The following is a 24,013-nucleotide window of genomic DNA, read 5'->3' on the forward strand; positions in this document are numbered from 1 at the left end:
CCCCATCCACCCCAGTTTGTTTTGGCCCCCCCCCCCGCCCCCCCACCCCCCCCCCCCGGGGCGGCCCCCCCCCCCCCCCCCCCCCGGCGCCCCCCCCGCGGCTGAGCTGCGTGACAAAAGCTAGGCAGCGAAACGATCGATCACTTCGGCCAGCGGGACATGGCCAAGACAGGCACCCGAACCCGCCGGATTTTCGCCATCCTCGATGGCCTGTGCGTAACGCACGGCCGGATCGGCTTCGATCCTGCCGCGCAACACGGCCAGCTTGGGGTAGCTCGCGCCGTCGACCGCCTTGTGGAACTCCGCCCAGCGCGCCACGCCAATCAGCGTGGTATCCGCAAGCGTCAGCCGGTCGCCGACCAGAAAGTCCGTGTCGGCGATCATCGCCTCGAGCTGGTCATGGCGGTTGGTAACGATCTTGCGGCCAAAGTCACGCAAGGTTGCCAACAACACCGGTTCGGCCGATTCCATTTCATATGCAGCCCAGAGCGGGGTGAAAGCGGCGGTGAAACCGGTGTTCACGAAAGCCATCAGCTGGTGCATTCGGTCGGCCTCCGGCGAGCGAGGCTCGAAGCTGATACGGCGTTGGGTGTCACGAGCTTCGAGCCAGGCGGCGATCGCCATGGTCTCGGTGAGCACCCTGCCTTCGTCGGTGATCAACACCGGCGTTTCCTGACGGCCGTTGATGCTGGCATAGGCGTCGTTCTTCATCTCAGTGAGCATGTCGACGCGACACAGGCGGTAGGGCTGTCCGACGCGTTCAAAAGCAGCGACAAGCCCCATCGAACTTCCCAGCGGGAAGCCGTAAAGGAGAATAGGTTCCATTTCTTTGTCTCTTCCATGATTTAGGGATTACGCTGCGCAGCGAAACTTGACCCTAAACGCTGGTCGCCCCATGTAAATTACGCACTATTCTGTAACCAGGTCCCCGCCATGAAAGACGTCGTCTCACGCTGCCCGATCGAGGAGACCATGCGTGTGCTCAGCGGTCGCTGGCCCACCTTGCTTCTCTACTATCTCAAGGACGGGACCAAGCGCTTCAGCGACCTGAGGCGCGACAACCCAACCGTGTCGCACCGCATCCTGGCGCTGGAACTGCGCAAGCTGGAGGAAGCCGGGATCGTGCGGCGAACGGCGCACGCCGGCTATCCGCTACGCGTGGATTACGACCTCACGGAGCCCGGCCTCAAGCTTGTGCCGCTTGTCGACGCCCTCGGCGACTGGTGGGAACATACCGAGCAAGATCGGGCCGGCCGGGCTACGTCGACGCCCGAAACGAATCTAGACACAGCCGCCTAGCCGATCGTGAAAATCTGACGCTTGCCACCCGAGGCTGGACAGCCGCTTTGGGTCGGATCCGGGCCGAATACCGAAATGCACCGGCAGCGCCAGAAGCTTCATTGCCGAGCAGATACTCTAACGTCGTCAAGTTCGAGCCAGAGATTAAGAAGAACAGAGCCATCGCCGCATAGGCGTCTGCCTGCGTGGGTATGGACGGATTCGCGTTGGTTTGTTCGGGAATACTTTTGAGCCCGATTACCGCCGAGGCAAAGGCCTTCAAATCTTTTCAGGGCAAGGAATGCAAGCCTGACTACAAACGGCTTTGCCCAATGACACCGATCGGCAAATGCGACCTTCAGAGCATGATCGAGCAGTTGTCACCCGCCTGCAAGGCCTTCGTCGAGAAGCACCGGTAATCCAGCTCTGGTACCGCCGCGGACCAACCGCCGGGTGGTCTGCGACAACGCTTGGTGTGGGTGTGCCCGCCGTTCCGGTTGGGGCATCGTTCGCCCAACAATATTGGTCCCAGTGGCCGGGCAGAGCGGCACATGCTGCACCGGGAATGAGGCGAGGCCGACAGTGCGACGGCCTCGCTGGTATTCCCGATCAGGCGGCGTGGCGCTTGGCCTCAGCCGCATAGCGGTCCAGGAGACCGCTCCAGCCACCCTCCGATTCGAAGGCCTCGCGCATCGCCTCTGCGGTTTCGCCCATGTTCTCCAGAAGCCTGTGCTCGAGTTCCACACGCGTCGCGTTCTCGCCGAGCGCGACAAAGCGAATCTCGACTTCGGTCAGCAATCCCGGATCGTAGCGCCAGCCGGCTCCAATGCGCCAGGCGAGCGTCAGCCTGGACGGCGGATCCCAGGCGAGAACCTCGCCCCAATCGCATTGTGATCCATCCTCGCCGATCTCGTACCAGCGGCCGCCGGCTTTCGGTTCGATCACCGCGGTCGTCAGGGCGGCTTTGCCGATCGAGTGCGAAGCCGGCCACCACCGTCCGAATCCTGTGGTGAACACATCGAATGCCCTGTCGAGCGGCACCTCCACCGTAACCGACTTCCTGACCGGCGCGGGCTTGATCATGGTCGTCATTTCCTCTTCTCCTTACTGTTGTCGACTTCCCGTTTGAAGGCGTCGAGCGCATCGCCCCACATGCGGTCGAGCCAGGCGCGCATCTCGCCGAGCCCATGCGGGTCGAGATGATAGATGTTGCTGGCACCCTTGGGCTCTGCGCGGACCAGCCGGGCCTCCTTCAAGACCTTGAGGTGCTGCGATACGGCCGGCTGCGAGACCGGAAGCACTCGCGTCAGATCGATGACCGAGCGTGGCCGATCGGCGATGAGCTCGAACACCTTGCGGCGCGTCGGGTCGGCCAAGGCCACCATTCCTGCATAATCATAAATCATGACTTATGATAAGCTAAAACTTATGATAGGTCAACTGACGGAGCGGTGGACCGGTGTTTAAACACCCGGCCGGTTCGGCCCCCGAGGCTCGGGTGGTGCGCGCGTTCGGGCAGCGTGATAATCAGCCTGATCTTTTTGACGACAGGAGACGGCCGTGATCACCGGCAAGGAACTCATCCAGTGGGGTTTTAAGCCGGGCAAGTGGTTTCCGGCTGCTATCGCCGACGCGCAACGCATGGAAAGCGAAGGACGCTCGCAGGACGACATCTTCGCCTATCTGCAAACACTGATGCCGGTCGAGATGATGCCCAGGACCAATGCGCTGGCGTTTAGCGTTTTCCTGGAGCCGGAAAACGATGTCGAGCGCGAAAACCTTGGCCTGGTGGTCGAGGCCATGGATGCCCTCCTGCGCACACCAACAGTCGTGGCCGGGGTCGTCATGCCCGACGCATGTCCGGCAGGAACCATCCCCGTCGGCGGTGTCGTGGCGGCTAGAAACGCCATCCACCCTGGTTTCCATTCGGCCGATATTTGCTGCTCGATGGCGATCACGGTGTTCAAGAGGAACGACGATCCGAAGAAGATACTCGACGCGGCGTTCGACGCAACGCATTTCGGGCCCGGCGGGCGTAAGGATCGGCGTGGTTGGGACATGTCGCGGGAACTTGCCGTGCGATTTAAGTCGAACCGCTTCCTTTCCGACATTGTGCCTATCGGCGACAGCAACATGGGCACGCAGGGCGACGGCAATCATTTCCTCTATGTCGGTCATCTCAGGTCGACCGGACAGCCGGCTATAGTAACCCATCACGGATCACGCGGTCCGGGAGCGATGCTGTACAAACGCGGCATGGCATTGGCCAAAAAGCATACGGCAATAGTGTCGCCAAGAACGCCTTCTGGGGCGGCATGGATCGAGGCTGAAACCGACGAAGGCCGCGCATACTGGGAAGCACTGCAAACCATTCGCGAGTGGACCAAGCAAAACCATTTCCGCATCCATGACCGCGTTCAGGGTGTCCTTGGCAACCATATTGTCGATCGGTTCTGGAACGAGCACAACTTCGTCTTTCGCCGGGACGACGGGCTCTTCTATCATGCCAAAGGCGCAACGCCTTCGTTCTCTCGCTTCTCGGCGGACGACGTTGGCCGTACGCTGATCCCGATGAATATGAGCGAGCCGATCTTGATCACCGGCCACACCGACAAAAAGGCGTCGCTTGGCTTCTCCCCTCATGGTGCCGGCCGAAACATGAGCAGAACCCGCTACTTGCGCGACGTGATCGGCTCGCGGGAACTCGACGACGTTCTCAAGGCTGAAACGCGCGGGTTGGACATCCGGTTTTGGATGGGAAGACCAGACCTGTCCGAATTGCCGGCGGCCTACAAGAGCGCCAAACAGGTCATTGGCCAAATCGAGAAGCATGGCCTGGCGACCATCCAGGACTTTGTCGATCCCTACGGCTCGATCATGGCAGGCGATTGGGAAAAGGACATGCCGTGGAGAAACAAGAAATGAAATGTCGGAAAATGGCGGAACGCTACCGAGCGGTAAGCCGAGTGCTTCCGCCGACATCGCCTTGAACTCCTTTGCCAGGCGACGGTCGACCCGCAACTACCTTACTCTGAACGGCCGGACCATGTCTCGAGCCGGCAAATGTCGACCACCGGGGAAAAGGTAAACCTGGCGGCAAGGTTTTTACCTTATCGGTGTATGTGTCTCTCCGGCGAAACTTTAAGAACGGGTAAATTGGTTTGGCCCTCACCACGGACGCCTCTCGCTACAGGCCCTCCGCCATATGGCAATTGCGCCTCTCCCTGTTCATGGCGACATACGTATTAGGCGCATCTGCACTATATCCAGAAGTATTCTATACGTCAGCCTTAATCTATTCTCACAAGTTTCTTGTTGGCATTCCGGTGTTGTTTATCGGTGGCGTCTGTTGTGCCGCGCTAATCCATGGCCGGCGGCAACCGGTTCGCTACGCACTGGATTTGGTTCAAGGGCGCTGGCGCGGCTGTCTGCTGGTGCTGCTGTTCTTCTTTGCCAGCTTGACCGCGTTCTCTACCTACAAGATCGCCATCCCGTCCGTCGTCCCATACTATGCCGACAACTGGTTGGCCGACGCTGATGAATGGCTGCACGGGATGCCGCCATGGGAGATCGTCCATAAGCTCGACAGCAACAATTGGTCGTTCGTCGTCTTCAACAGCTATGAAGTCATTTGGTTTTACCAGTGGTTCGGCACCATCCTTTTCGTGTCGCTCTGGTCGGACGAGATTGCCCGCATCCGCTATCTCTGCGCAGCAGCGCTGACGTTGTGCGTCCTCGGAACGGTCTTGGCCCTGGCGCTGGCATCGGTCGGACCGGTTTACTACCACCACTTTGTTGGCGTGGATCGCTTCCACGGATTGAATGCGGCCTTGGACAGACTGGACCATAGTTACATGGTGCGGGACCCCGCGGCATACCTCCTGATGGCTTACCAGAGCGGCCGGCCAAGTCTTGGCGGCGGCATCTCGGCCATGCCAAGCATGCATGTCGCCTTTGCCGCATTGAACGCCTATTTGCTGTCATCGATCAATCGCTGGCTTGGCGTTCTGGGTTGGACCTTTGCAGCCCTGATCCTGTACGGATCGGTATTCACTGGCTGGCACTATGCCGTGGACGGCTACGCATCGATCGTTGTTGTGTCGGTGATCTGGTGGGCGACCGGACGCCTGGTGCGCGAATAATCACGTGCGCCTATCGATGGATGGCCATGCCCGCCGATGGCCACTTCGAATAAGCCAAACTCGCGACCGTAACCAGGCAAAAAGCAGGTGCCCTTACAAGGACGCTCCCTGCCGGTGGATCTCGAACTTGGTTCTTTATGTCGATGTATCCTCTTCAATGAGCGAGACGGAACAACGGCTGCAGCGGGAGGGATATGTCAACGGCTGCTCGATGCCGCAGTGTTGCAGTCCATTTGAATCCGGCCGGCGTGGTAATGCCCATATCGATCTCCTTCGACCAATATGAATCATAAGCCGTCCATCAAAGGAATCCTGAATCCCTTAATTCGCGACTGACTTTAGCCCAATGGCGGGGCAGCCAAAGGGTGGACATTTCAGCCCACATGGAAAATGATCATGTTGCCATGCACAACACTGCAGTGCTCTGATCTCGACGAGAAGCCTGAGCGTAGAAGCGGATCAACCGACCTCCGGTCCAGCGAGCGAGGACGCAAATGGACACCCCAGATAATGGCCAATTGCATCGCGACGCGGGCGGGCGACCCCGTCGATCGGCCGGCTGGCTTGCCCGCGCTGCCATGTCGGCGGCATTCCTGCTCGGCATGGCTTTCAGCAGCACTGCGTTTGCGCAGGACCAGCAGCTTCCCGTGGTGACGGTGGCCAAGCCGGTGGTCCGTGAAATCGTCGAAGACGACGAGTTCGTCGGGCGCTTCGAAGCCGTCGACCAGGTCGCCATCCGTTCGCGCGTCAGCGGCTATCTGGACAAAATCAGCTTCCAGGACGGCGCACTGGTCAACAAGGGCGACCTGCTCTTCACCATCGACCAGCGTCCGTACCAGGCGGCTTATGATGCCGCCAAATCGCAAGTGGACGTCGCCAAGAGTCTGCTCGAATTCTCCAAGATGCAGCTGGATCGCGCCGACGAACTCGCCAAGACCGGCAATATCTCAACCGCGACGGTCGACGACCGCCGGCGGGAATACCTTTCGGCGCAGGCGCAGATGCAGGGCGCGACGGCTGCGCTGACGACGGCCAGCCTGAACATGGAATTCACCGAGATCAAGGCGCCCTTGTCCGGCCGCATCGACCGCCGGCTGGTGTCGGTCGGCAACCTCGTGCAGCCGGATTCCACCTTGCTGACGACCATCGTTACGCGCGATCCGATCGACTTCTATTTCGACGTCGATGAGCGCCTGTATTTCAGCTACGCCCGCGACGCGAAGGAGCGTGGCGGCAGCATGCAGGAAGGCGCCGGCGGGCTCGATGTGGTGGTTCGCGTCGCCGACCGCGCGGAGGCGGTATTCAAAGGCAAGCTCGATTTTGCCGAGAACCGGATCGACAACGCGACCGGCACCATGCGGGTGCGTGCAAGGTTTCCCAACGCCGACGGCATTCTCCAGCCAGGCATGTTCGGGCGCATCAACGTGCCGGGGTCGCTGCCGCATAGCGGCGTGCTGGTGCCCGACGAGGCGATCGGCGCCGATCAGGATCGCCGCATCGTCTTCCTGGTGGATGAGGCCGGGACGGTGTCGGCAAAGCCCGTGCGCACCGGCCCGCTTCTCGACGGCTACCGGGTGATCCGCGGGGGCCTGACCGGCGACGAGACGATCATCGTCAACGGGCTGATGCACGCCAGGCCCGGCACCAAGGTGAAGGTCGAGATGGTGACGTTGCCGCCCAGGGCCGAGACCGCCGGGTTGCAGCAATGAGGTTCGCACATTTCTTCGTCGACCGTCCGATCTTCGCATCGGTCGTTTCGATCGTCCTGCTAATCCTCGGCGGGATTGCTTATACCCAGCTGCCGGTCGCGCAATATCCCGAGATCGCGCCGCCGACCATCGTCGTTCGCGCGCAGTATCCGGGCGCCGACGCCGAGACGGTCGCAGCGACGGTGGCAACGCCGATCGAGCAGGAGATCAACGGCGTCGAGGGCATGCTCTACATGTCGTCCTATTCGTCGGGCGACGGGGCGATGGCGCTGACCATCACCTTCAAGCTGGGCACCGATCTCGACCAGGCGCAGGTGCTGGTACAGAACCGCGTGTCGGTCGCCGAGCCGCGCCTGCCCGAAGAAGTCCGCCGCCTCGGCATCACCACCACCAAGACCTCGCCCGACCTGATGATGGTCGTGCACATGCTGTCGCCCGACAATACCTACGACCAGCTCTACGTCTCGAACTACGCCCGCTCGCGGGTGCGCGACATACTGCTCAGGTTAGACGGCGTCGGCGACCTCATCATCTTCGGCGAACGCGAATATTCGCTGCGCATCTGGCTCGATCCGGAAAAACTGTCCGCCCTGGGGATGACCTCGGGCGATGTGGTGCAGGCGCTGCGCGACCAGAACGTCCAGGTGTCGGGTGGCTCGATCGGCGCGCCGCCGACCAGCACCGGCACGGCGTTCCAGTACACGGTCACCACGCAAGGCCGCTTCAACGACGCACGCGACTTCCGATACGTGATCGTCAAATCGGCCGACGACGGTCGCCTGATCTCGTTGCAGGACGTGGCGCGCATCGAGCTCGGCGCCAAGGATTACGTCACCAACTCCTATCTCAACGGCAAACCGGCCGTGGCGCTCGCCATCTTCCAGCGGCCGGGCACCAATGCGCTCGCCGCAGCCGCGGAGATCCAGGACAAGATGAAGGAGCTTTCCCGCGACTTCCCGAAGGGGTTGAGCTACGACATCGTCTACAATCCGACCGAGTTCGTCGCCGAGTCGATCCAGGAGGTCTACAAGACGATCCTCGAGGCGATGCTGCTGGTCATCATCGTCATCATCGTCTTCCTGCAATCGTGGCGCATGGCGATCGTGCCGATCGTGGCGATCCCCGTGTCGCTGATCGGCACGCTGGCGGTGCTTTACGCCGCCGGCTTCTCGCTCAACATGCTGACGCTGTTCGGCCTCGTTCTGGCGATCGGCATCGTCGTCGACGATGCGATCGTCGTGGTCGAGAACGTCGAGCGCAATATCGCCAGAGGGCTGGCGCCCAATCCGGCGTCGCACCTGACCATGGACGAAGTCGGAACCGCGGTCATCGCGATCTCGCTGGTGCTGATAGCCGTGTTCGTACCGACAGCCTTCATCCCCGGCATTTCTGGGCAGTTCTACCTGCAGTTTGCGATCACTATCGCGGTGTCGACGGCGATCTCGGCATTCAATTCGCTGACGCTTTCGCCGGCGCTGGCCGCACTGCTGTTCAAGCCGCACCACGCCGCGGCGGCGCCGCCGCGCTTTTTCCTGGCGCGGTTCGGACGGGCGCTCGCCGACGGCTTCAATCGCGGCTTCGACAAGGTCGCCCACTGGTATTCGAGCATCGTCCGCGTGCTGGTCGGCTCGTGGATAACGATCGCCGCCATGCTGGCCGTTTTCGCGGCCCTCATCTACGCCACGGTCTACATGGTGCAGGCGGTGCCGCGCGGTTTCATTCCGTCGCTCGACCAGGGCTATGCGATCGTCGTCGTCCAGTTGCCGGACGGCGCCTCGCTGTCGAGGACCGATGGGGTCATCCAGCAGGCGTCGCAGATCATCCAGAAAACGCCAGGCGTCGACTATGCAGTCGCCTTCGCCGGCTTCTCCGGCGCGACCTTCACCAACGCCAGCAACGCGGGCGTGATCTTCGCCAGGTTCAGGCCCTTTGACGAGCGACTGAAAGCCGGCCAGTCGGCGACCCAGGTCATCGGCAATCTGTTCGGCAGTCTGCAAAGCATCAAGGAAGCCTTCATTATCGCACTGCCGCCGCCGCCGATCCGCGGCGTCGGCAATGCCGGCGGCTTCAAGCTGCAGATCCAGGAGCGCAACAGCGCCGACATGCGGCAGATCCTGGCGCTTGCCAACGAAATCGCCGGCAAGGCCAACAAGACGCCGGGGCTGACGGGCGTGTTCACCACGTTCTCCGCGTCGAGCCCGCAATTCTTCCTGGCGATCGATCGCGACAAGGCGCGCATCCTGAACGTGCCGATCCCCAACATCTTCGAGACGCTGTCGATCAATTTAGGCACCGCCTACGTCAACGACTTCAACGCTTTCGGGCGCGTCTACCAGGTGCGGGCGCAGGCCGACCAGGCATTCCGCCTCGATCGCGCCGACATCTTGAAACTGAAGGTGCGCTCGGCGACCGGCGCGCTGGTTCCGCTCGGCACGTTGATCGAGATCCGCGACGTCACCGGCCCGGCGCTGGTCCAGCGCTACAACATGTACGTCTCGGTGCCGCTGCAGGGCAACGCCGCGCCCGGCGTTTCCACGGGCGACGCGCTGGCATTGATGGAAGGGATCACGGCAAAGACGCTGCCGGCCGGTACCTCCTATGAATGGACCGAGCTCGCCTATCAGGAGCGCAACACCGGCAATGCCGCTGTCTATATCTTCGGACTGTCGGTGCTGTTCGTGTTCCTGGCGCTGGCGGCGCAATATGAAAGCTGGGTGCTGCCGTTCGCCATTGTGCTGGTGGTGCCGCTCGGCGTGCTCGCGGCGTTGCTCGGCGTGTCTTTCCGAGGGCTGGACAACAACATCCTCGTGCAGATCGGGCTCATCGTGCTGATCGGGCTTGCCGCCAAGAACGCGATCCTGATCGTCGAATTCGCGCGCCAGGCGCAGGAACGCGGCCTGTCGGCCGCCGAGGCTGCCGTCGAAGCCTGCCGGCTCAGGCTGCGGCCGATCCTGATGACCGCTTTCTCGTTCATCCTCGGCGTCGTGCCGCTGGTGATCGCAACGGGCCCGGGCGCAGAAATGCGCCAGTCGCTTGGCACCGCGGTGTTCTCCGGCATGCTCGGCGTCACCTTCGTCGGCCTGTTCCTGACGCCGGTGTTCTACGTCACGCTCAGGTCGCTGTTTTCACGGCGCAAGCCCCGCACCGAGGCCGAGCCTTCGGGGCCGGCAGATGCGGCATCGGAGACGGCCGCCGAGTAGGGTAGCGGCTGGTAAATATGCAAAAGGAGACGTTTCGCGGGTCATTGCAATAGACTTGGCCAAGGTGGATAAGGCACGGGTCCTGATGTTTCAGCTGGTGTGTTCCCACCTGGGGACCCGCACCGAGCGATATTTTGCATCGGTCGCATCCTCCTCCTGACGAACACCTAATCACGGTCAACCCTTAGGCGCCGCGCCGCGCCGCTCGAGCGCGGTCTTGCGGATGATTTCCGCGATCTCCGGGCTGCTGCTGCACAGCAGCTGGAAATCCGCCGAGTGTAGCGACAGGAGTGAGACCACCGTTGTGGCGCTGACGGTCGCCGAGCGCGGTTCGCCGCTGATCAGCGCCATCTCGCCGAAGAAGGCGCCAGGGCCAAGCTCCACCGGGGTCGGCGTCGCGACGCTGACGCGCCCCTCCACGACGAAGAACATCTGATCACCGGTCTCGCCATTGCGGCAGATCACAGCGCCCGCCGGCACGATGCGAGGTCGTAATGCGCGCACGATCTCGACTAGTGTGGCCGGGCCGAGCTTCTGAAACAACGGCACGGCGGCGATCAATTGCCAATTGCGGACGAAATCCTCGCGACGGACTTCTTGATAAAAGCCGGTGGCAAGAATGCCAGCCCAGAGCGCGAAGATGCCGATGCCACTCATCATGACCGCCCCGGCAAGGACGCGGCCGGCGAAGCTTTCCGGAATAGCGTCGCCATAGCCCGTGGTGGACAGCGTGACCACCGCCCACCACATTGCCTGGGGGATGCTGCCGAACTTTTCCGGTTGGACGTCGCGCTCGATGACATAGGCCGCGAGCGAAACACCGAACAGAACGATGCAGAAGACCGTGGTGACGCCGATCAGGTTGCGCGCTTCGTTGGTCAGGATCCTGCCCAGCAGCGGGAAGAAAGTCGAGTCGCGCAGCGGTTTCAGCAGCCAGACAGCACAGTAGAGGCTCCGGTCAGGCGTACCGACGAGCAGAAATGCGGCGAGTGGAACCAAAACCGCGAGCATATCAATGGCAATTGCCGGCGTCCTGACCCGAACGTCTCCCGCCCGGCGCTTGAGGACCGTCTCAGCCAGTTGCAGGAGATAGACGCCCCAAATGACCGCGAGCACGGTAGCCAGAGCCAGTCTGCTTCGTGCGGACATATCCGGTGTCGTGAGCGCAGCCACCGCCACAAGCCCAGTCGCAGCCAGCAGCGCGTTGAGCGGTGCGTAGATTCTTAAGAAAGGCAGTACCGACATTCTATGCTCACGAGCGGCTATTATCCTCCAGAGTAGGATGCCTTCAAGGCAAGCGCAAAGGTGCTTACTTTCGCTGCGATGTTCATCACCAACGGTGAACTCAGATGTCCGGGAAAATGAACAGACAGGCTACAACGCGGACCTGATCCTGTACGGATCGGTGTTCACTGGCTGGCACTATGCCGTGGACGGCTACGCATCGATCGTTGTTGTGTCGGTGATCTGGTGGGCGACCGGACGCCTGGTGCGCGAATAATCAGGTGCGCCAACCGCATATATGGCTACGCGCGCTGATTGCTTCTTCGCATCGGCCAAACTCGCGACCGCAATCAGGCAAAAAGCACGTGCCCTGACAAGGTCACTGCCGTGCTCGAATTCAACGGGTGAGGTTCCGCTTTCGAATTTGATTGGTGCGGTCGAGATGCAACGCTGCACCGCCTCCCGCGTTGATTTTAAAGGGGTTTTTGGTAGAATTCCGTAGCGATTTGTATCACAGTTTGTATCTCAGTCCGTATCGCACGATGCGGACCCGGCACCAGCTAAGTAGCCCTTCTTACGAAGGCCGAAACCCGCCCGCTTCAAGAGTCTTTTGCCTACCTCAAACGCTTGGCAAGGAAGGAGCACAAGAAACTGTCGAAAGCCATCCGGTCGAAAAGGCAGCGGAGATTTAGAAGGCACGAATTTACGATGCCGCCGTTCCCACTATTCAGCCGCCTCGGCATAGTGTGCCGGCACATAGTTGAGAACGGGGCCCAGCCAGCGCTCGACATCGGCGATTGGCATCGCCTTACGGCTAGCATAATCCTCGACCTGGTCGCGTTCGATCTTGGCGACGCCGAAATAATAGCTTTCGGGATGGGCGAGATAAATGCCCGACACGGAAGAGCCCGGCCACATCGCATAGCTTTCGGTCAGGCTGACGCCCGCATTGCGCTCGCCGTCGAGCAGGCGAAACAGCGTCGCCTTCTCGGTGTGGTCGGGCTGCGCTGGATAGCCGGGTGCCGGGCGGATGCCGCGATAAGGTTCGCCGATCAGGTCGTCCGGTGCCAGGTTCTCGTCGGGCGCGTAACCCCAGAACTCCTTGCGCACCTTCTCATGCATGCGCTCGGCGAAGGCTTCGGCGAAACGGTCGGCCAGCGCCTTGACCATGATCGAGGAATAATCGTCGTTCGCCCGCTCGAAGCGCTCGGCGATCGCCACTTCCTCGATGCCGGCGGTGACGATGAAGCCGCCGAGATAGTCGGCTTTACCGCTGTCGGCGGGCGCGACGAAATTCCGACAGCGCGACATTGGCCCTGCCGTCTCGCTTGGCCAGTTGCTGGCGCAAGGTGAAGAAGGTCGCCAGTTCCTGCGAGCGCTTATCGTCCGTGAACAGCCTGATGTCGTCGCCGACGGTATTCGCCGGCCAGAAGCCAATCACGCCCTTGGGCGCGAACCATTTTTCGGCGATGATCTTCTTCAGCATCGCCTGCGCATCCTCGAACAGCTGGCGCGCGGCTGGCCCCTGCGCCTCCTCCTCGAGGATCCTAGGATAACGGCCCTTCAGCTCCCAGGTCTGGAAGAATGGCGTCCAGTCGATGTAGCGCGCAAGCTCCGTCAAGTCCCAGTTGTCGAACACTTTTACGCCGGTGAAGGACGGCTTCGGTGGCTCATAGGCCGACCAGTCGATCCGGTGCGCATTGGCCCTCGCCCTGGGCAGCGGCAGTCGCTGCTTGTCGGCTTCGGAGCGGGCATGCGCGTCGGCGACCTTCTTGTACTCGGCGCGGACGTTGTCGACGTAGCCGGCCTTGGCCTCGTTCGACAGCAGCGCCGAAACAACGCCGACCGCGCGGCTGGCATCGGCGACGTAGACCGTCTGGCCGCTGGTGTAGCGTGGATGGATCTTGACCGCTGTGTGCACGCGGCTGGTGGTCGCGCCGCCAATCAGCAGCGGAATGTCGAAGCCTTCGCGTTCCATCTCGGCCGCCATATGCGCCATCTCGTCTAGCGACGGCGTGATCAGGCCGGACAGGCCGATGATGTCGACCTGCTGCTCGCGCGCCGTCTGCAGGATCTTCGTCGCCGGCACCATGACGCCGAGGTCGATGATCTCATAATTGTTGCACGCCAGAACCACGCCGACGATGTTCTTGCCGATGTCGTGGACATCCCCCTTCACCGTCGCCATCAGGATCTTTCCTGCGGTCTGGCGCTCGCCATTGTCGATGCCGTGGGCGGCGTTCGCCAGCTTCTCCGCCTCCATGTAGGGGAGCAGGCCGGCAACGGCCTGCTTCATGACGCGGGCGGACTTCACCACTTGCGGCAGGAACATCTTGCCGGAGCCGAACAGGTCGCCGACGACATTCATGCCCGCCATCAGCGGACCTTCGATGACATGCAGTGGACGCTCGGCCGCACCCCGCGCCTCGTCCGTGTCCGCGTCAATGAATTCGGTGATGCCGTTGACCAGCGCATGCGAAATGCGCTGCTCGACCGGCCAGTCGCGCCAGGCGAGATCGCGCTCCTGCGCCTCCTTGCCGGCCGTGCCTTTGAAGCGTTCGGCAAGTTCCAGCATGCGCTCGGTCGCCGTGCTACCACCTTTCGGCTCACGGTTGTTGACGACATCCTCGCAGGCTTCGCGCAGCTCCGGATCGATGGTGTCGTAGACGGCAAGCTGCCCGGCATTGACGATGCCCATGTCCATGCCCGCCTGGATGGCGTGGTAGAGGAACACGGCATGCATGGCCTCGCGCACCGGCTCGTTGCCACGGAACGAGAAGGAGAGGTTCGACACGCCGCCCGAAATATGGACATGGGGAAGTGTCGTGGTGATCTGCCGCGCGGCCTCGATGAAGTCGACGCCGTAATTGTTGTGCTCCTCGATGCCGGTGGCGATGGCAAAGACGTTCGGATCGAAAACGATGTCCTCCGGCGGGAATCCGGCCTGCTCGGTCAACAGCTTGTAGGCGCGGGTGCAGATTTCGACCTTGCGCGCTTTGGTGTCGGCCTGGCCGTCCTCGTCGAAGGCCATGACGACCACCGCCGCACCATAGGCGCGCACGAGTCTCGCATGATGCAGGAAGGCTTCCTCGCCCTCCTTCATCGAGATGGAGTTGACCAGCGGCTTGCCTTGCACGCGTTTCAGGCCGGCCTCGATGATCTCCCATTTGGAACTGTCGATCATCACGGGAACACGGGCGATGTCGGGCTCGGCGGCGATCAGGTTGAGATATTCGACCATCGCCTTCTTCGAATCGATCAGGCCCTCGTCCATGTTGATGTCGATGATCTGGGCGCCGTTGGCGACCTGGTCGCGCGCGACGTCGAGCGCGGTGACATAGTCGCCCGCCGTGATCAGCTTCCTGAACTTCGCCGAGCCCGTGACATTGGTGCGCTCGCCGACATTGACGAACGGAATCTCGTCGGTCAGCGTGAACGGCTCGAGGCCAGACAGGCGCATCCTGGGTTCGATATCGGGAACCGCACGCGGCGGATATTTCTTCACCGCCGCTGCGATGGCGCGGATGTGGTCGGGCGTCGAGCCGCAGCAGCCGCCCACGACGTTGACCAATCCCTCGCGCGCGAAATCCTCGATCTGCGCGGCCATGAATTCCGGACTCTCGTCATACCCGCCGAATTCATTGGGCAGGCCGGCATTCGGATAGGCGCAAGTGAACGTATCGGCGACACCGGATATCTCTGCCAGATGCGCGCGCATGGCGTTGGCGCCGAGCGCGCAATTCAGGCCGATGGTGAAGGCGCTGGCATGGCGCACCGAATGCCAGAAGGCGGTCGGCGTCTGCCCGGACAGCGTGCGGCCGGACAGGTCGGTGATGGTGCCGGAGATCATCACCGGCAGGTACACGCCCTTCTCGATGAAGATCTCGTTGCAGGCGAAGATCGCCGCCTTGGCGTTGAGTGTGTCGAAGATCGTCTCGAGCAGGATGATGTCGGCGCCGCCGTCGATGAGACCGCGCAACTGCTCGCCATAAGCAAGGCGCAGGTCGTCGAAGGTTACGGCGCGATAGCCGGGATTGTTCACGTCTGGCGACATCGAGGCGGTGCGGTTGGTCGGCCCGACCGCGCCGGCGACGAAACGGCGCTTGCCGTCCTCCTGCTCGGCACGAACAGCGGCGCGGCGCACCAGTCGCACGCCATCGCGGTTCAACGCGTAGACCGCATCCTCCATGCGGTAATCGGCCTGGGCGATTGAGGTCGAGGAGAAGGTGTTGGTTTCAAGGATATCTGCGCCGGCGATGGCGTACTGATAGTGGATCTCCTCGATCGCCCTCGGCTGCGTCAGGATCAGCAGGTCGTTGTTGCCCTGCTGGTGGCAGGCACAGCCGGCGAAGGCCTCACCCCGAAAATGGTCTTCGTCAAACCCGAGGCCCTGGATCTGCGTGCCCATTGCGCCGTCAAGGATGAGGATGCGTTCGTGCACCGCTGCGGTCAGCGCAGCAAGCACTTCGGAACCGTTGGGCTTTGCTGTGGCGGGGCCGAACAGGTCATCCAGCGATGAGGAACTTTGCGACATTTTTCATCCTCGAGACGACAGTCGCACTCAAGTCACATAAAGACATCTTTATGTCAACATACGCCCTCCAGCTCTGTTTGTCACCCTTGTTCCCCACGCATCGGTTTCGCCGGCCTGAGGCAGGGGCAGTGACCGCCACGATCAGAGGTACGGCAACATGGGCGCCGGGCCGCCTTCGCGCTGTCAACCGCACGCTACCCAGCGGCAACTGTGGCCTTAAGTCGCAAACTATTGGCTTCAGAAACCAGGCCGTCGGGCTTCATTGACGCTGCAACCAACACCATATGGTGATCCATTGCCCTCCAAAACGAGAGAAGCTGGCCTGCCGCGGTCGCACTGCGGCCCTCAACCGGCAATGGCTATGAACTAGGAACCTGAAAACCATGCCTGAAAATATCAGAGTAATTTCGAGAGACGTCCCCCTCATTCAGCTAGGCCTCTATCAGTGCCGCTTCCCGGTAAGCGAAGACCCGTCGGTACCCGGCGGTTACCGTTTTTGTGCTGGGTCAACTTCGCCGGACCGCGTCTACTGCGATCACCACCACGGCATCGTAACCGCTGTCGACCCTCGTCGGGCCCGTTCGGTCCTCGCTCAACGACGCGCCGCGTAAATTAGGCGGCGGGCGGGTCGCCAATTTGCGAGTAGACACCCGGTGGATCACCTTGAGGCTTCCCCCTGCTTGCGGGCGTCGATCAGCAATGGTGCCTCGAAGCACGCAATAATATGGCGTCGACATTGTCCATTTCCGCCGCGACCACCTGCTTGAGCAGGCCCGGTACGGAGAGTTCACCGTCAAATGGCCCTTCGATCGCTTCAGGTCCAGCCATGGACTGCATGCCCAATATCTCGGTCCCTGGGCCCGCCACCGCCATGGCGGCTGCGACGAAGCGGTCGTGTTGGGATTGATGACGGCAATTCGCATTCGCAGCATTCCGGCTTGGTTGCGCTCAATCACAAAGATGCCAGCGCGCTGGACATGCGCTCCAGCCCTTGGTGCAACAGAGGACGCGGGCAGCCGACATTCAGCCGGATGAAGCCTTCGCCGCCAGGCCCATAGACGCGGCCGTCGTAGAGATTGACCCCGGCCTGATCGACAAAGAACTTCTGAATACCACCCACTCTGCGATCGAGCGCGCACGCGTCCAGCCACACCAGAAACGATGCGTCGGGCCGCATGGGCGTGATGCCTGGAAGGTGTTCACCGGCGAACTCGCAAACCAGATCAATGTTGCTGGCGATGTAACGCGTGAGTTGGTCGAGCCATGGCGCGCCGCTGCTGTAGGCAACCTCCAGGGCCAAGCGGCCGAAAAAGTTTGCATTTACCATGAATGACGCCCGCATTGCGGCAAGAAGCGTCTCGCGGCGCTTTTTGCTGGCAACTGAAATGGTTGCCGAAGGAACCCCGGCAAGATTGAAAGTCTTCGTTGGCGCGGTGCAGATGAACGATTTCTCCGCGGCATCTTCCGAGATGGAGGAGAAGACGATGTGGGGGCGATCCGACAACCTTATGTCGCAGTGAATGTCGTCGGATATGACCAGGATCCCATGGCACTCACAAATGTCGTTAAGCGCCGCCAATTCTTCGAGTGTCCAGGCCATTCCGGCAGGGTTGTGAGGATTGCACAGCAGGAATGCCTTGGCACCGCCAGCCGCCAGTCTCTCGAAATCCTCCAGATCGAGCTCATATCTGTTGTTGTGCAATCTCAGCCGGTTCGTAAGCAGAACCCGCCCGTTTCCCTGAACCACTTCGAAATAGGGGGAGTACACGGGCGACTGCACAATGACGCCGTCACCGGGCTTCGTGAAGGTTCGCAGTATCGCAGCGACCGAAGGCATGATCGCCGGGGCGGGAAGCAAGGTCTCCACTTTCGGCGACCAGTTGTGCCGGCGCGCGAACCACGATTGCACGATCTCATAATGGCGCGGATCGCGGCGTGTGTAGCCGTAAATGCCATGGTCCGCGGCCTCGCGCAGCCGCGCGATGACGGTTTCCGGAGCGCGGAAATCCATATCCGCTGTCCATAGGGACAGCAGGTTCTGGCCCTCGACCTGCGGAGAGAACTCATCCCACTGGTTGGCCCATTTGGCGGATCCGAATTGCTGGCGGTCGTGGATTTGGTCGAAATCTATTCCCGCGATATTTCGTTGCCCAAGCGCCGATGCGGGCGTGTCTGCACAAGCCATTTGATAGTCACCTAGAAAATCTGTTGCTACGGTTACAGCCGCTTTGCTTCTGCGGACGTCCCTATTTGAGGATTTGCGCCAGAAACTGCCGTGCCCGTTCCGATCGGGAGTTGGTGAAGAACTGATCGGGCGTGTTGGTTTCGACGATCTCCCCGCGGTCCATGAACACCACCCGATCGGCCACCTCCCGCGCGAAGCCCATCTCATGCGTCACGCACAGCATCGTCATGCCTTCACTCGCAAGCGACACCATCGTGTCGAGCACCTCCTTGACCATCTCCGGATCGAGGGCAGAGGTCGGCTCGTCGAAAAGCATGATCTTTGGGTTCATGCAGAGAGCCCGGGCAATTGCAGCGCGTTGCTGCTGGCCACCCGACAACTGCCCTGGGTAGCTCTCCGCCTTCTCCGCAATTCTGACGCGATCGAGATAATGGCGCGCCAATTCCTCAGCGGCCGACCGCGGCATCTTTCTCACCCAAAACGGCGCAAGCGTGCAATTCTCAAGCACCGTAAGGTGGGGAAACAGATTGAAGTGCTGAAACACCATCCCGACGTTGCTGCGCACTGCGTCGATCTTGCGCAGATCCTCGGTTACCAACTTGCCGTTGACGATGATGTCGCCCGACTGATGCTCCTCGAGATGGTTGATGCAGCGGATCATCGTCGACTTGCCCGACCCGGAGGGGCCACAGATCACAATGCGCTGCCCCCGCGTCACCGAGAGGTTGATGTTCTTGAGCGCATGGTACGAACCGAACCATTTATTGACGCCACGCAGTTCGATGGCCATCGCCTTGCCGTAGGGCGTTGCCTTCGTCGCTGCGTGCATTGCTTGTGGCATCATCATCTCGTCCTAGGATTTGTGGCCACGCGCCAATTGGCGCTCCATCGATTGCGAGTAGCGGGACATGCCGAAGCAAAAGCCCCAGTAGACCAGTCCGGCAAAGAGGTAGCCGGTTGAGGAGATCGTCGGGCCTGCCCAGTTCGGATCGACTCGCGCCGTTTCGACGGCCTTCAGGAAATCTGCTATGCCGACGATGGCGACCAGCGTCGTGTCCTTGAACAGGCCGATGAAGGTCGACACGATGCTCGGGATAACGATCGTCAACGCCTGGGGGAGGACGATCAGGCGCATCATGTCGAAGTAGTTGATCCCGAGCGCTTTCGCCGCTTCGTATTGGCCCTTCGGGATCGCCTGAAGGCCGGCCCTCACAACCTCGGCCATATAGGCGGATGAGAACAACGCTATCGCGATGAGCGGGCGCAGCAGACGATCAGGCGTCAGATAGTCGGGGACGAAAAGCGGCATCATGAAGTTCGCCATGAACAACACCGTGATAAACGGCACGCCCCGGACGACTTCGATGAATGTGACGCAAACCGTCTTGACGAAAGGGAGTTCCGACCGGCGTCCAAGCGCCAGGATAACTCCGATCGGAAGCGAGAAGACGATGCCCACAATCGACATCAGCAGCGTGATCAAGAGACCGCCCCAGAGCGTCGTGTCGATGACAGGCAAATGGAGCCAGGCGACGCCGCGCACCAGAACGAACGCGGCAATGGGGTAGACGAGGAAGAATAGCAACGCCGCCACTTCGCGCCGCGGAGCCTTCGTCCACAGGAGCCAAACGATGAGGATGGCGCCGATCGCCTGCGCAAGATCCACGCGCCACCGCTCGGAAACCGGGTACGCGCCGTATCGCAGGTAGTCGAACTTCTCGGCAATGAAAGGCCAGCAAGCTCCTTGGCTGTTCGCACGGCATGCTTCGCGACCGCCGCTCCAGACCGCGTCGAAGATCGCAAAGCTCAAAAAGTGATGCAGCAGCCACACGGCGAGGACGACAAAGCAGATTGTCAGCGCGCCTGAAGCCGGCGTCGAAAACAGATTCTTTTTCATCCAGGTCACTGGACCTGGCCGAACGTCGGCGGGGGGCGCCATCGCTGGTATGAGCGCACCGCTGACAAAAGGCGAATGCATGGACTGATCGCTCACGCGTCACCTCTCGACGATCGCAAAATGTCGGTTACACGCGTTCATGGCCAACGACGTGGCGAGGGAGATAACGAGATAGACAGACAAGGTGATCGCCATGACCTGGACGGCCGCGCCGGTCTGGTTGAGCACCGTCCCTGCAAAGATCTGCACGAGGTCGGGATAGCCGATGAACACCGCCAGCGACGAGTTCTTGATGAGATTGAGATACTGGCTTGTCAAAGGCGGTATGATGATCCGCAGCGCCTGGGGAACGACGACCAGACGAAGCGTCTTGCCCGGCGCCAGCCCCAGCGCATACGCAGCCTCCGTCTGGCCCTTTGGCACTGCCTGGATTCCACCTCGAACGATCTCGGCGATGTATGAACCGGTGTAGACCGACAGACCGATCAGGAGAGCGGCAAACTCCGGATAGAGCTGATGCCCGCCTTGAAAATTGAAGCCGCGCAGCTGCGGCGCGACGAACGAGACCGGCTCGCCAGCCGCCAGGAACACGACCAGCGGAAATCCTATCAACGTCGCCAGACTGACCAAAAGCACCGGCAGCTGCTTGCCCGTCCGTCTCTGGACGCTCCTGGCGCGAAACCAGAATGCAACGCAGCAGGAAATGGCCGTCACGAATGCCAGGCTCACCAACCCCGCTCCCGGATGCAACTGGATCTCCGGAATGATGAGGCTGCGATTGTTGAGATAAATGCCGCCGGGAATGGCGATGGACGCCTTCGGGGAGGGCAACGGCTTGAGGACGGCGTTGTACCAGAACAGCAGCTGCAGCAATAACGGGACATTGCGCACAAGCTCGACATAGGCGGTCGCCACCTTCGAAACGATCCAGTTCCGCGACAGGCGGGCAACGCCGATGACGAAGCCAAGCAAGGTCGCCAACAGGATTGCGAGTACGCTGACGTAGAGGGTGTTTACCACTCCCACCCAGAAGGCCTGACCATAGGTGGACAGCGCATCGTACGGGATCAGGGTCTGACTGATGTCGAAGCCGGCAGCCTCATTCCAAAAATCGAATGAGAGCGGAATCCCCCGGACCCGCATATTCGATGCTGTCTGCATCCCGATGCCCAGGGCCAAGGCCAGCAGACAGCCAGCGAGCAAGAGCTGGTAGAGAACGCCTCGCACTTTCGTATCGTGCAGCGACAGGCTCCTGCGCGACGGCGCGGCAAGCGACAAATGGGACATGGCCTGTTCCTATCGGGATCCGTGCAGGGCGCTGGTGGTAACACGCCAGCGCCTTGCAACCATGCTTTGCCTAGCGGATCGGCGGAGCGTACTGAACGCCGCCTTTGTTCCAGAGCGCGTTCATGCCACGCTCCATTTTCAGCGGCGAATCCTTGCCGATATTGCGATCAAAGACTTCACCGTAGTTGCCGACCTGTTTGATCACCTGGACCGGCCAGTCGTCGCCGAGCCCGATGTCCTTGCTTATGCTACCGTCCACGCCAAGCAGACGGCGGATGCTGGGATTGTCCGACGACTTCATGGCATCGACGTTCTTGGAGGTGACCCCGTTTTCTTCCGCGGCTACCATGACGTAGAGCGTCCACTTCGCCACATTGAACCACTGGTCGTCACCCTGCCGCACCGCCGGGCCAAGCGGCTCCTTTGAGATCAGCTCGGGAAGAACAATGCTGTCGTCCGGCTTGGCCATGCGAAGCCGCGACGCGTTCAAGGTGGAGGTGTCCGCGGACAAGACGTCGCAACGACCCTCCTCGTAAGCCTTCACGACCGCTTCCTCGTCGGCGAAACCAACCGTCGTATACTTGATCGACTGCGAGCGAAAATAGTCGGCAAGGTTCAACTCGGTCGTGGTGCCCTGGGTGACGCATATCGATGCGCCCTCGAGCCCCTTGGCTGACGTGATGTTGTCCGCCTTGCGCACCATGAATCCCTGACCGTCATAAAAATACGTGCCGGCAAACAGTATGCCGAGGGATGTATCGCGGGAGGAGGTCCAGGTTGCGTTGTGTGCGAGAATGTCGATCTCTCCCGACTGCAAGGCGGTGAAGCGATCTTTTGGCGTCAATGGGATGAACTTGACCTTTTGCGCATCCCCGAGCACGGCAGCGGCCACGGCGCGACAATAGTCGACCACAAATCCGGTCCATTTGCCTTCATTGTCGGGAAGGCTGAAGCCAGCCGTGGCCGAATTTGTGCCACACGTCAACACGCCATTTTTCTTGACATTGTCGAGGGTTGCGGACCACACCGAGGAGGCGGTGCACGCGATAGCGAGGGCAAGGAGGCCCTTGAACGTGGATCTCATTTCGGTATTCCCCTGTTTTTCTTCAAGAGACTGTGCTCTCAAGCATAAGTATTCGTCAAATTGATTGTTCTCATTACGAAAATGAGCGCTGCTCATAATTTACGAGGCACCCGCTCTCGGGTGAAAAGGGACTTGAGTGGTGATCGGGCCGGTTTGCTTGAGCGGGCTGATCGAATGAGCGACAGTGCGCGCGATCTATTGTGCAGCCAACCCCGGTGCTCCGACGGTTGGCCCTTGATCTCTCTTGGTCCGCGACTCGTTGTAGATGCTAATGATGATTTCCCGGAGCCATTTGGTACCCGGGTCATTCGCCATCTGGCGGTGAACAATGAGCCACGCATTCACATTTGATATCGGAAGGGGCGGCGGGACCAGCGTCACCTCGCTCCTCTCATCCAGCATTTGCAGGATGGCATCGCCGCAATGGGTAATCAGTTCAGTGCCGCGAAGCGCCCAGGGCAGCACCAGATAATTCGGGATGGTCGCAACGACATTGCGCCGTAGACCCATTAGCTTGAGGGCGGCATCAGCAAGACCTTCTGCCAGACCATCTGCGGAAATCTGCAGGTGAGAACTGGCCAAATACGTTTCCAGTGTCATTGCGTTCCTGGCTATCTTGCTTCCACTCCACACCGCGCAAAATAGCTGATCCTGGCCAAGTTCCACCTTCAGGAGACCCGGGTCATCGCGTATCGCGGCTCCCGTCAGCGCACAGTCGACTTGTCTCAAATAGACTGATGAACCGATCTCGGGTCCGTTTGCGGGAATGACGTTCAGCGTCGCGCCAGGAGCTTGCCTCGAAAATTCTCGAATGAGCCCAGGGATAAATATCATGGCGTGGTAATCGGTAAGTCCAACGCGAAAGTTGCGTCGCGTCGTTGCCGGATTGAACACCTGATGCCGGTCGATCGACGCGCGGATCGTTGCCAGTGCGGCAGAAATATCTGACAGCAACTCCACCGCCCGTGGGGTTGGCCGCATCTCCCCCCCGTCTCTCGTGAACAATTCGTCCTGCAAGAGATACCGAAGCTTTGATAGGGAATGACTTACAGCGGATTGTGTTCTTCCCAATTCGATCGCTGCACGCGTTACGCTCCTTTCACGCATCATAACGTCGAATACTCGTAGCAAATTGAGGTCGATATCATCAAAACTCATGAGAACGTCCGCACAGTTTTTCGCATGCTACACTGTTTTCAAGCGGCGGGCGAAAGCCAGATTTGCGCCTGCTGTCGACGGCCGTGACGAGACCCTATCGTAGCTTCACTCTCAACGGCTTCGCTGGCCGTGGCTGTCGTATGGCCAAGCCCGCGCAGACGGCTTGGTCTCCCCTTTTTGCTCTCCGGCGAATTCTATTCGCCGACGGGCAGATCTGCATGACTTTGCCTATATATCATATCATCAAGCCAGTTGCTTCCCTTGCCGGCATCTGCCTGCCTTGATCAAACTGTTCGTGGCGCAGAGGTAAGCCGC

Annotated in this window: 19 protein-coding genes and 1 pseudogene; 8 read left to right on the plus strand and 12 right to left on the minus strand. The window is 60.8% G+C overall.

Going from position 1 to position 24,013, the window contains the following annotated elements:
* Positions 1-120 precede the first annotated feature (120 nt).
* Positions 121-825 (minus strand): glutathione S-transferase family protein, encoded by a 705-nt coding sequence (locus tag AC0L2Y_RS24970; protein WP_473560198.1) that lies wholly within the window; start codon positions 823-825, stop codon positions 121-123.
* A gap of 108 nt (positions 826-933) precedes the next feature.
* On the opposite strand from AC0L2Y_RS24970, the gene AC0L2Y_RS24975 reads away from it, so the two are divergent.
* Positions 934-1,299, plus strand: a complete 366-nt coding sequence (locus tag AC0L2Y_RS24975; protein WP_473560199.1) for a winged helix-turn-helix transcriptional regulator — start codon at positions 934-936, stop codon at positions 1,297-1,299.
* A gap of 588 nt (positions 1,300-1,887) precedes the next feature.
* Here AC0L2Y_RS24975 and AC0L2Y_RS24980 read toward each other — a convergent pair.
* Together AC0L2Y_RS24980 and AC0L2Y_RS24985 are read right to left on the minus strand one after the other, a co-directional pair.
* On the minus strand, positions 1,888-2,370 hold the full coding sequence (locus AC0L2Y_RS24980) for an SRPBCC family protein (RefSeq protein ID WP_473560200.1): 483 nt from the start codon (positions 2,368-2,370) through the stop codon (positions 1,888-1,890).
* On the minus strand, positions 2,367-2,684 hold the full coding sequence (locus AC0L2Y_RS24985) for an ArsR/SmtB family transcription factor (RefSeq protein ID WP_023676569.1): 318 nt from the start codon (positions 2,682-2,684) through the stop codon (positions 2,367-2,369). Before AC0L2Y_RS24985 ends, AC0L2Y_RS24980 begins: the two co-directional genes overlap by 4 nt.
* Before the next feature lie 154 nt (positions 2,685-2,838).
* On the opposite strand from AC0L2Y_RS24985, the gene AC0L2Y_RS24990 reads away from it, so the two are divergent.
* From AC0L2Y_RS24990 to AC0L2Y_RS25010, 5 genes are all read left to right on the plus strand, one after another.
* Positions 2,839-4,203, plus strand: coding sequence for an RtcB family protein (locus AC0L2Y_RS24990; RefSeq protein WP_352490228.1), 1,365 nt, complete (start codon positions 2,839-2,841; stop codon positions 4,201-4,203).
* A gap of 236 nt (positions 4,204-4,439) precedes the next feature.
* Positions 4,440-5,420 (plus strand): phosphatase PAP2 family protein, encoded by a 981-nt coding sequence (locus AC0L2Y_RS24995; protein ID WP_352490229.1) that lies wholly within the window; start codon positions 4,440-4,442, stop codon positions 5,418-5,420.
* A gap of 16 nt (positions 5,421-5,436) precedes the next feature.
* Positions 5,437-5,706, plus strand: coding sequence for a DUF1194 domain-containing protein (locus tag AC0L2Y_RS25000; RefSeq protein WP_352490230.1), 270 nt, complete (start codon positions 5,437-5,439; stop codon positions 5,704-5,706).
* Between the two features lie 316 nt (positions 5,707-6,022).
* The gene (locus AC0L2Y_RS25005) at positions 6,023-7,129 is read left to right on the plus strand and encodes an efflux RND transporter periplasmic adaptor subunit (RefSeq protein WP_473560248.1); all 1,107 of its coding nucleotides are present in this window, start codon (positions 6,023-6,025) and stop codon (positions 7,127-7,129) included.
* Entirely contained in the window at positions 7,126-10,329 is a 3,204-nt protein-coding gene (locus AC0L2Y_RS25010) for an efflux RND transporter permease subunit (RefSeq protein ID WP_473560201.1), read from the plus strand. Before AC0L2Y_RS25005 ends, AC0L2Y_RS25010 begins: the two co-directional genes overlap by 4 nt.
* A 177-nt stretch (positions 10,330-10,506) precedes the next feature.
* Here the strand turns inward: AC0L2Y_RS25010 and AC0L2Y_RS25015 are convergent, their stop codons facing one another.
* The gene (locus AC0L2Y_RS25015) at positions 10,507-11,574 is read right to left on the minus strand and encodes a cyclic nucleotide-gated potassium channel (RefSeq protein WP_473560203.1); all 1,068 of its coding nucleotides are present in this window, start codon (positions 11,572-11,574) and stop codon (positions 10,507-10,509) included.
* A gap of 94 nt (positions 11,575-11,668) precedes the next feature.
* On the opposite strand from AC0L2Y_RS25015, the gene AC0L2Y_RS25020 reads away from it, so the two are divergent.
* A complete protein-coding gene (locus tag AC0L2Y_RS25020; RefSeq protein WP_473560204.1) occupies positions 11,669-11,830 on the plus strand; it encodes a hypothetical protein in 162 nt (53 codons plus the stop codon).
* A gap of 446 nt (positions 11,831-12,276) precedes the next feature.
* Here AC0L2Y_RS25020 and metH read toward each other — a convergent pair.
* Positions 12,277-16,087 (minus strand): annotated as a pseudogene (gene metH / locus AC0L2Y_RS25025) (methionine synthase).
* Between the two features lie 383 nt (positions 16,088-16,470).
* Here metH and AC0L2Y_RS25030 point away from each other — a divergent pair.
* Positions 16,471-16,698 (plus strand): GcrA family cell cycle regulator, encoded by a 228-nt coding sequence (locus tag AC0L2Y_RS25030; protein WP_352566386.1) that lies wholly within the window; start codon positions 16,471-16,473, stop codon positions 16,696-16,698.
* Positions 16,699-16,780: 82 nt separating this feature from the next.
* Here the strand turns inward: AC0L2Y_RS25030 and AC0L2Y_RS25035 are convergent, their stop codons facing one another.
* The 7 genes from AC0L2Y_RS25035 to AC0L2Y_RS25065 form a co-directional block, all read right to left on the minus strand.
* Positions 16,781-16,960: a hypothetical protein gene (locus AC0L2Y_RS25035; protein ID WP_473560206.1), complete on the minus strand. Its 180-nt coding sequence runs from the start codon at positions 16,958-16,960 to the stop codon at positions 16,781-16,783.
* A gap of 79 nt (positions 16,961-17,039) precedes the next feature.
* Positions 17,040-18,272 (minus strand): MalY/PatB family protein, encoded by a 1,233-nt coding sequence (locus tag AC0L2Y_RS25040; protein ID WP_473560207.1) that lies wholly within the window; start codon positions 18,270-18,272, stop codon positions 17,040-17,042.
* Between the two features lie 61 nt (positions 18,273-18,333).
* The gene (locus AC0L2Y_RS25045) at positions 18,334-19,062 is read right to left on the minus strand and encodes an amino acid ABC transporter ATP-binding protein (protein WP_473560250.1); all 729 of its coding nucleotides are present in this window, start codon (positions 19,060-19,062) and stop codon (positions 18,334-18,336) included.
* 63 nt (positions 19,063-19,125) lie between these two features.
* Positions 19,126-20,250, minus strand: coding sequence for an amino acid ABC transporter permease (locus AC0L2Y_RS25050; RefSeq protein ID WP_352566407.1), 1,125 nt, complete (start codon positions 20,248-20,250; stop codon positions 19,126-19,128).
* Positions 20,251-20,268: 18 nt separating this feature from the next.
* Positions 20,269-21,456, minus strand: a complete 1,188-nt coding sequence (locus tag AC0L2Y_RS25055; protein WP_473560209.1) for an amino acid ABC transporter permease — start codon at positions 21,454-21,456, stop codon at positions 20,269-20,271.
* Between the two features lie 70 nt (positions 21,457-21,526).
* Positions 21,527-22,540 (minus strand): amino acid ABC transporter substrate-binding protein, encoded by a 1,014-nt coding sequence (locus tag AC0L2Y_RS25060; RefSeq protein WP_473560252.1) that lies wholly within the window; start codon positions 22,538-22,540, stop codon positions 21,527-21,529.
* A 195-nt stretch (positions 22,541-22,735) separates the two neighbouring features.
* A complete protein-coding gene (locus AC0L2Y_RS25065) occupies positions 22,736-23,698 on the minus strand; it encodes a LysR family transcriptional regulator (RefSeq protein WP_473560210.1) in 963 nt (320 codons plus the stop codon).
* Positions 23,699-24,013 lie beyond the last annotated feature (315 nt).

The organism is Mesorhizobium sp. WSM4830 (assembly GCF_055811495.1).

Excerpts from the sequence above, each read along its gene's own strand:
- AC0L2Y_RS24980 (WP_473560200.1), bottom strand. The coding sequence starts at position 2,370 with ATGACGACCATGATCAAGCCCGCGCCGGTCAGGAAGTCGGTTACGGTG.
- AC0L2Y_RS25050 (WP_352566407.1), bottom strand. The coding sequence starts at position 20,250 with ATGCATTCGCCTTTTGTCAGCGGTGCGCTCATACCAGCGATGGCGCCC.
- AC0L2Y_RS25010 (WP_473560201.1), top strand. The coding sequence starts at position 7,126 with ATGAGGTTCGCACATTTCTTCGTCGACCGTCCGATCTTCGCATCGGTC.
- AC0L2Y_RS24985 (WP_023676569.1), bottom strand. The coding sequence starts at position 2,684 with ATGATTTATGATTATGCAGGAATGGTGGCCTTGGCCGACCCGACGCGC.
- AC0L2Y_RS25060 (WP_473560252.1), bottom strand. The coding sequence starts at position 22,540 with ATGAGATCCACGTTCAAGGGCCTCCTTGCCCTCGCTATCGCGTGCACC.
- AC0L2Y_RS25035 (WP_473560206.1), bottom strand. The coding sequence starts at position 16,960 with ATGGCGGTGGCGGGCCCAGGGACCGAGATATTGGGCATGCAGTCCATG.
- AC0L2Y_RS25045 (WP_473560250.1), bottom strand. The coding sequence starts at position 19,062 with ATGGCCATCGAACTGCGTGGCGTCAATAAATGGTTCGGTTCGTACCAT.
- AC0L2Y_RS25030 (WP_352566386.1), top strand. The coding sequence starts at position 16,471 with ATGCCTGAAAATATCAGAGTAATTTCGAGAGACGTCCCCCTCATTCAG.
- AC0L2Y_RS25040 (WP_473560207.1), bottom strand. The coding sequence starts at position 18,272 with ATGGCTTGTGCAGACACGCCCGCATCGGCGCTTGGGCAACGAAATATC.
- AC0L2Y_RS25055 (WP_473560209.1), bottom strand. The coding sequence starts at position 21,456 with ATGTCCCATTTGTCGCTTGCCGCGCCGTCGCGCAGGAGCCTGTCGCTG.
- AC0L2Y_RS24970 (WP_473560198.1), bottom strand. The coding sequence starts at position 825 with ATGGAACCTATTCTCCTTTACGGCTTCCCGCTGGGAAGTTCGATGGGG.
- AC0L2Y_RS25015 (WP_473560203.1), bottom strand. The coding sequence starts at position 11,574 with ATGTCGGTACTGCCTTTCTTAAGAATCTACGCACCGCTCAACGCGCTG.
- AC0L2Y_RS25005 (WP_473560248.1), top strand. The coding sequence starts at position 6,023 with ATGGCTTTCAGCAGCACTGCGTTTGCGCAGGACCAGCAGCTTCCCGTG.
- AC0L2Y_RS25065 (WP_473560210.1), bottom strand. The coding sequence starts at position 23,698 with ATGAGTTTTGATGATATCGACCTCAATTTGCTACGAGTATTCGACGTT.
- AC0L2Y_RS25000 (WP_352490230.1), top strand. The coding sequence starts at position 5,437 with ATGGATGGCCATGCCCGCCGATGGCCACTTCGAATAAGCCAAACTCGC.
- AC0L2Y_RS24975 (WP_473560199.1), top strand. The coding sequence starts at position 934 with ATGAAAGACGTCGTCTCACGCTGCCCGATCGAGGAGACCATGCGTGTG.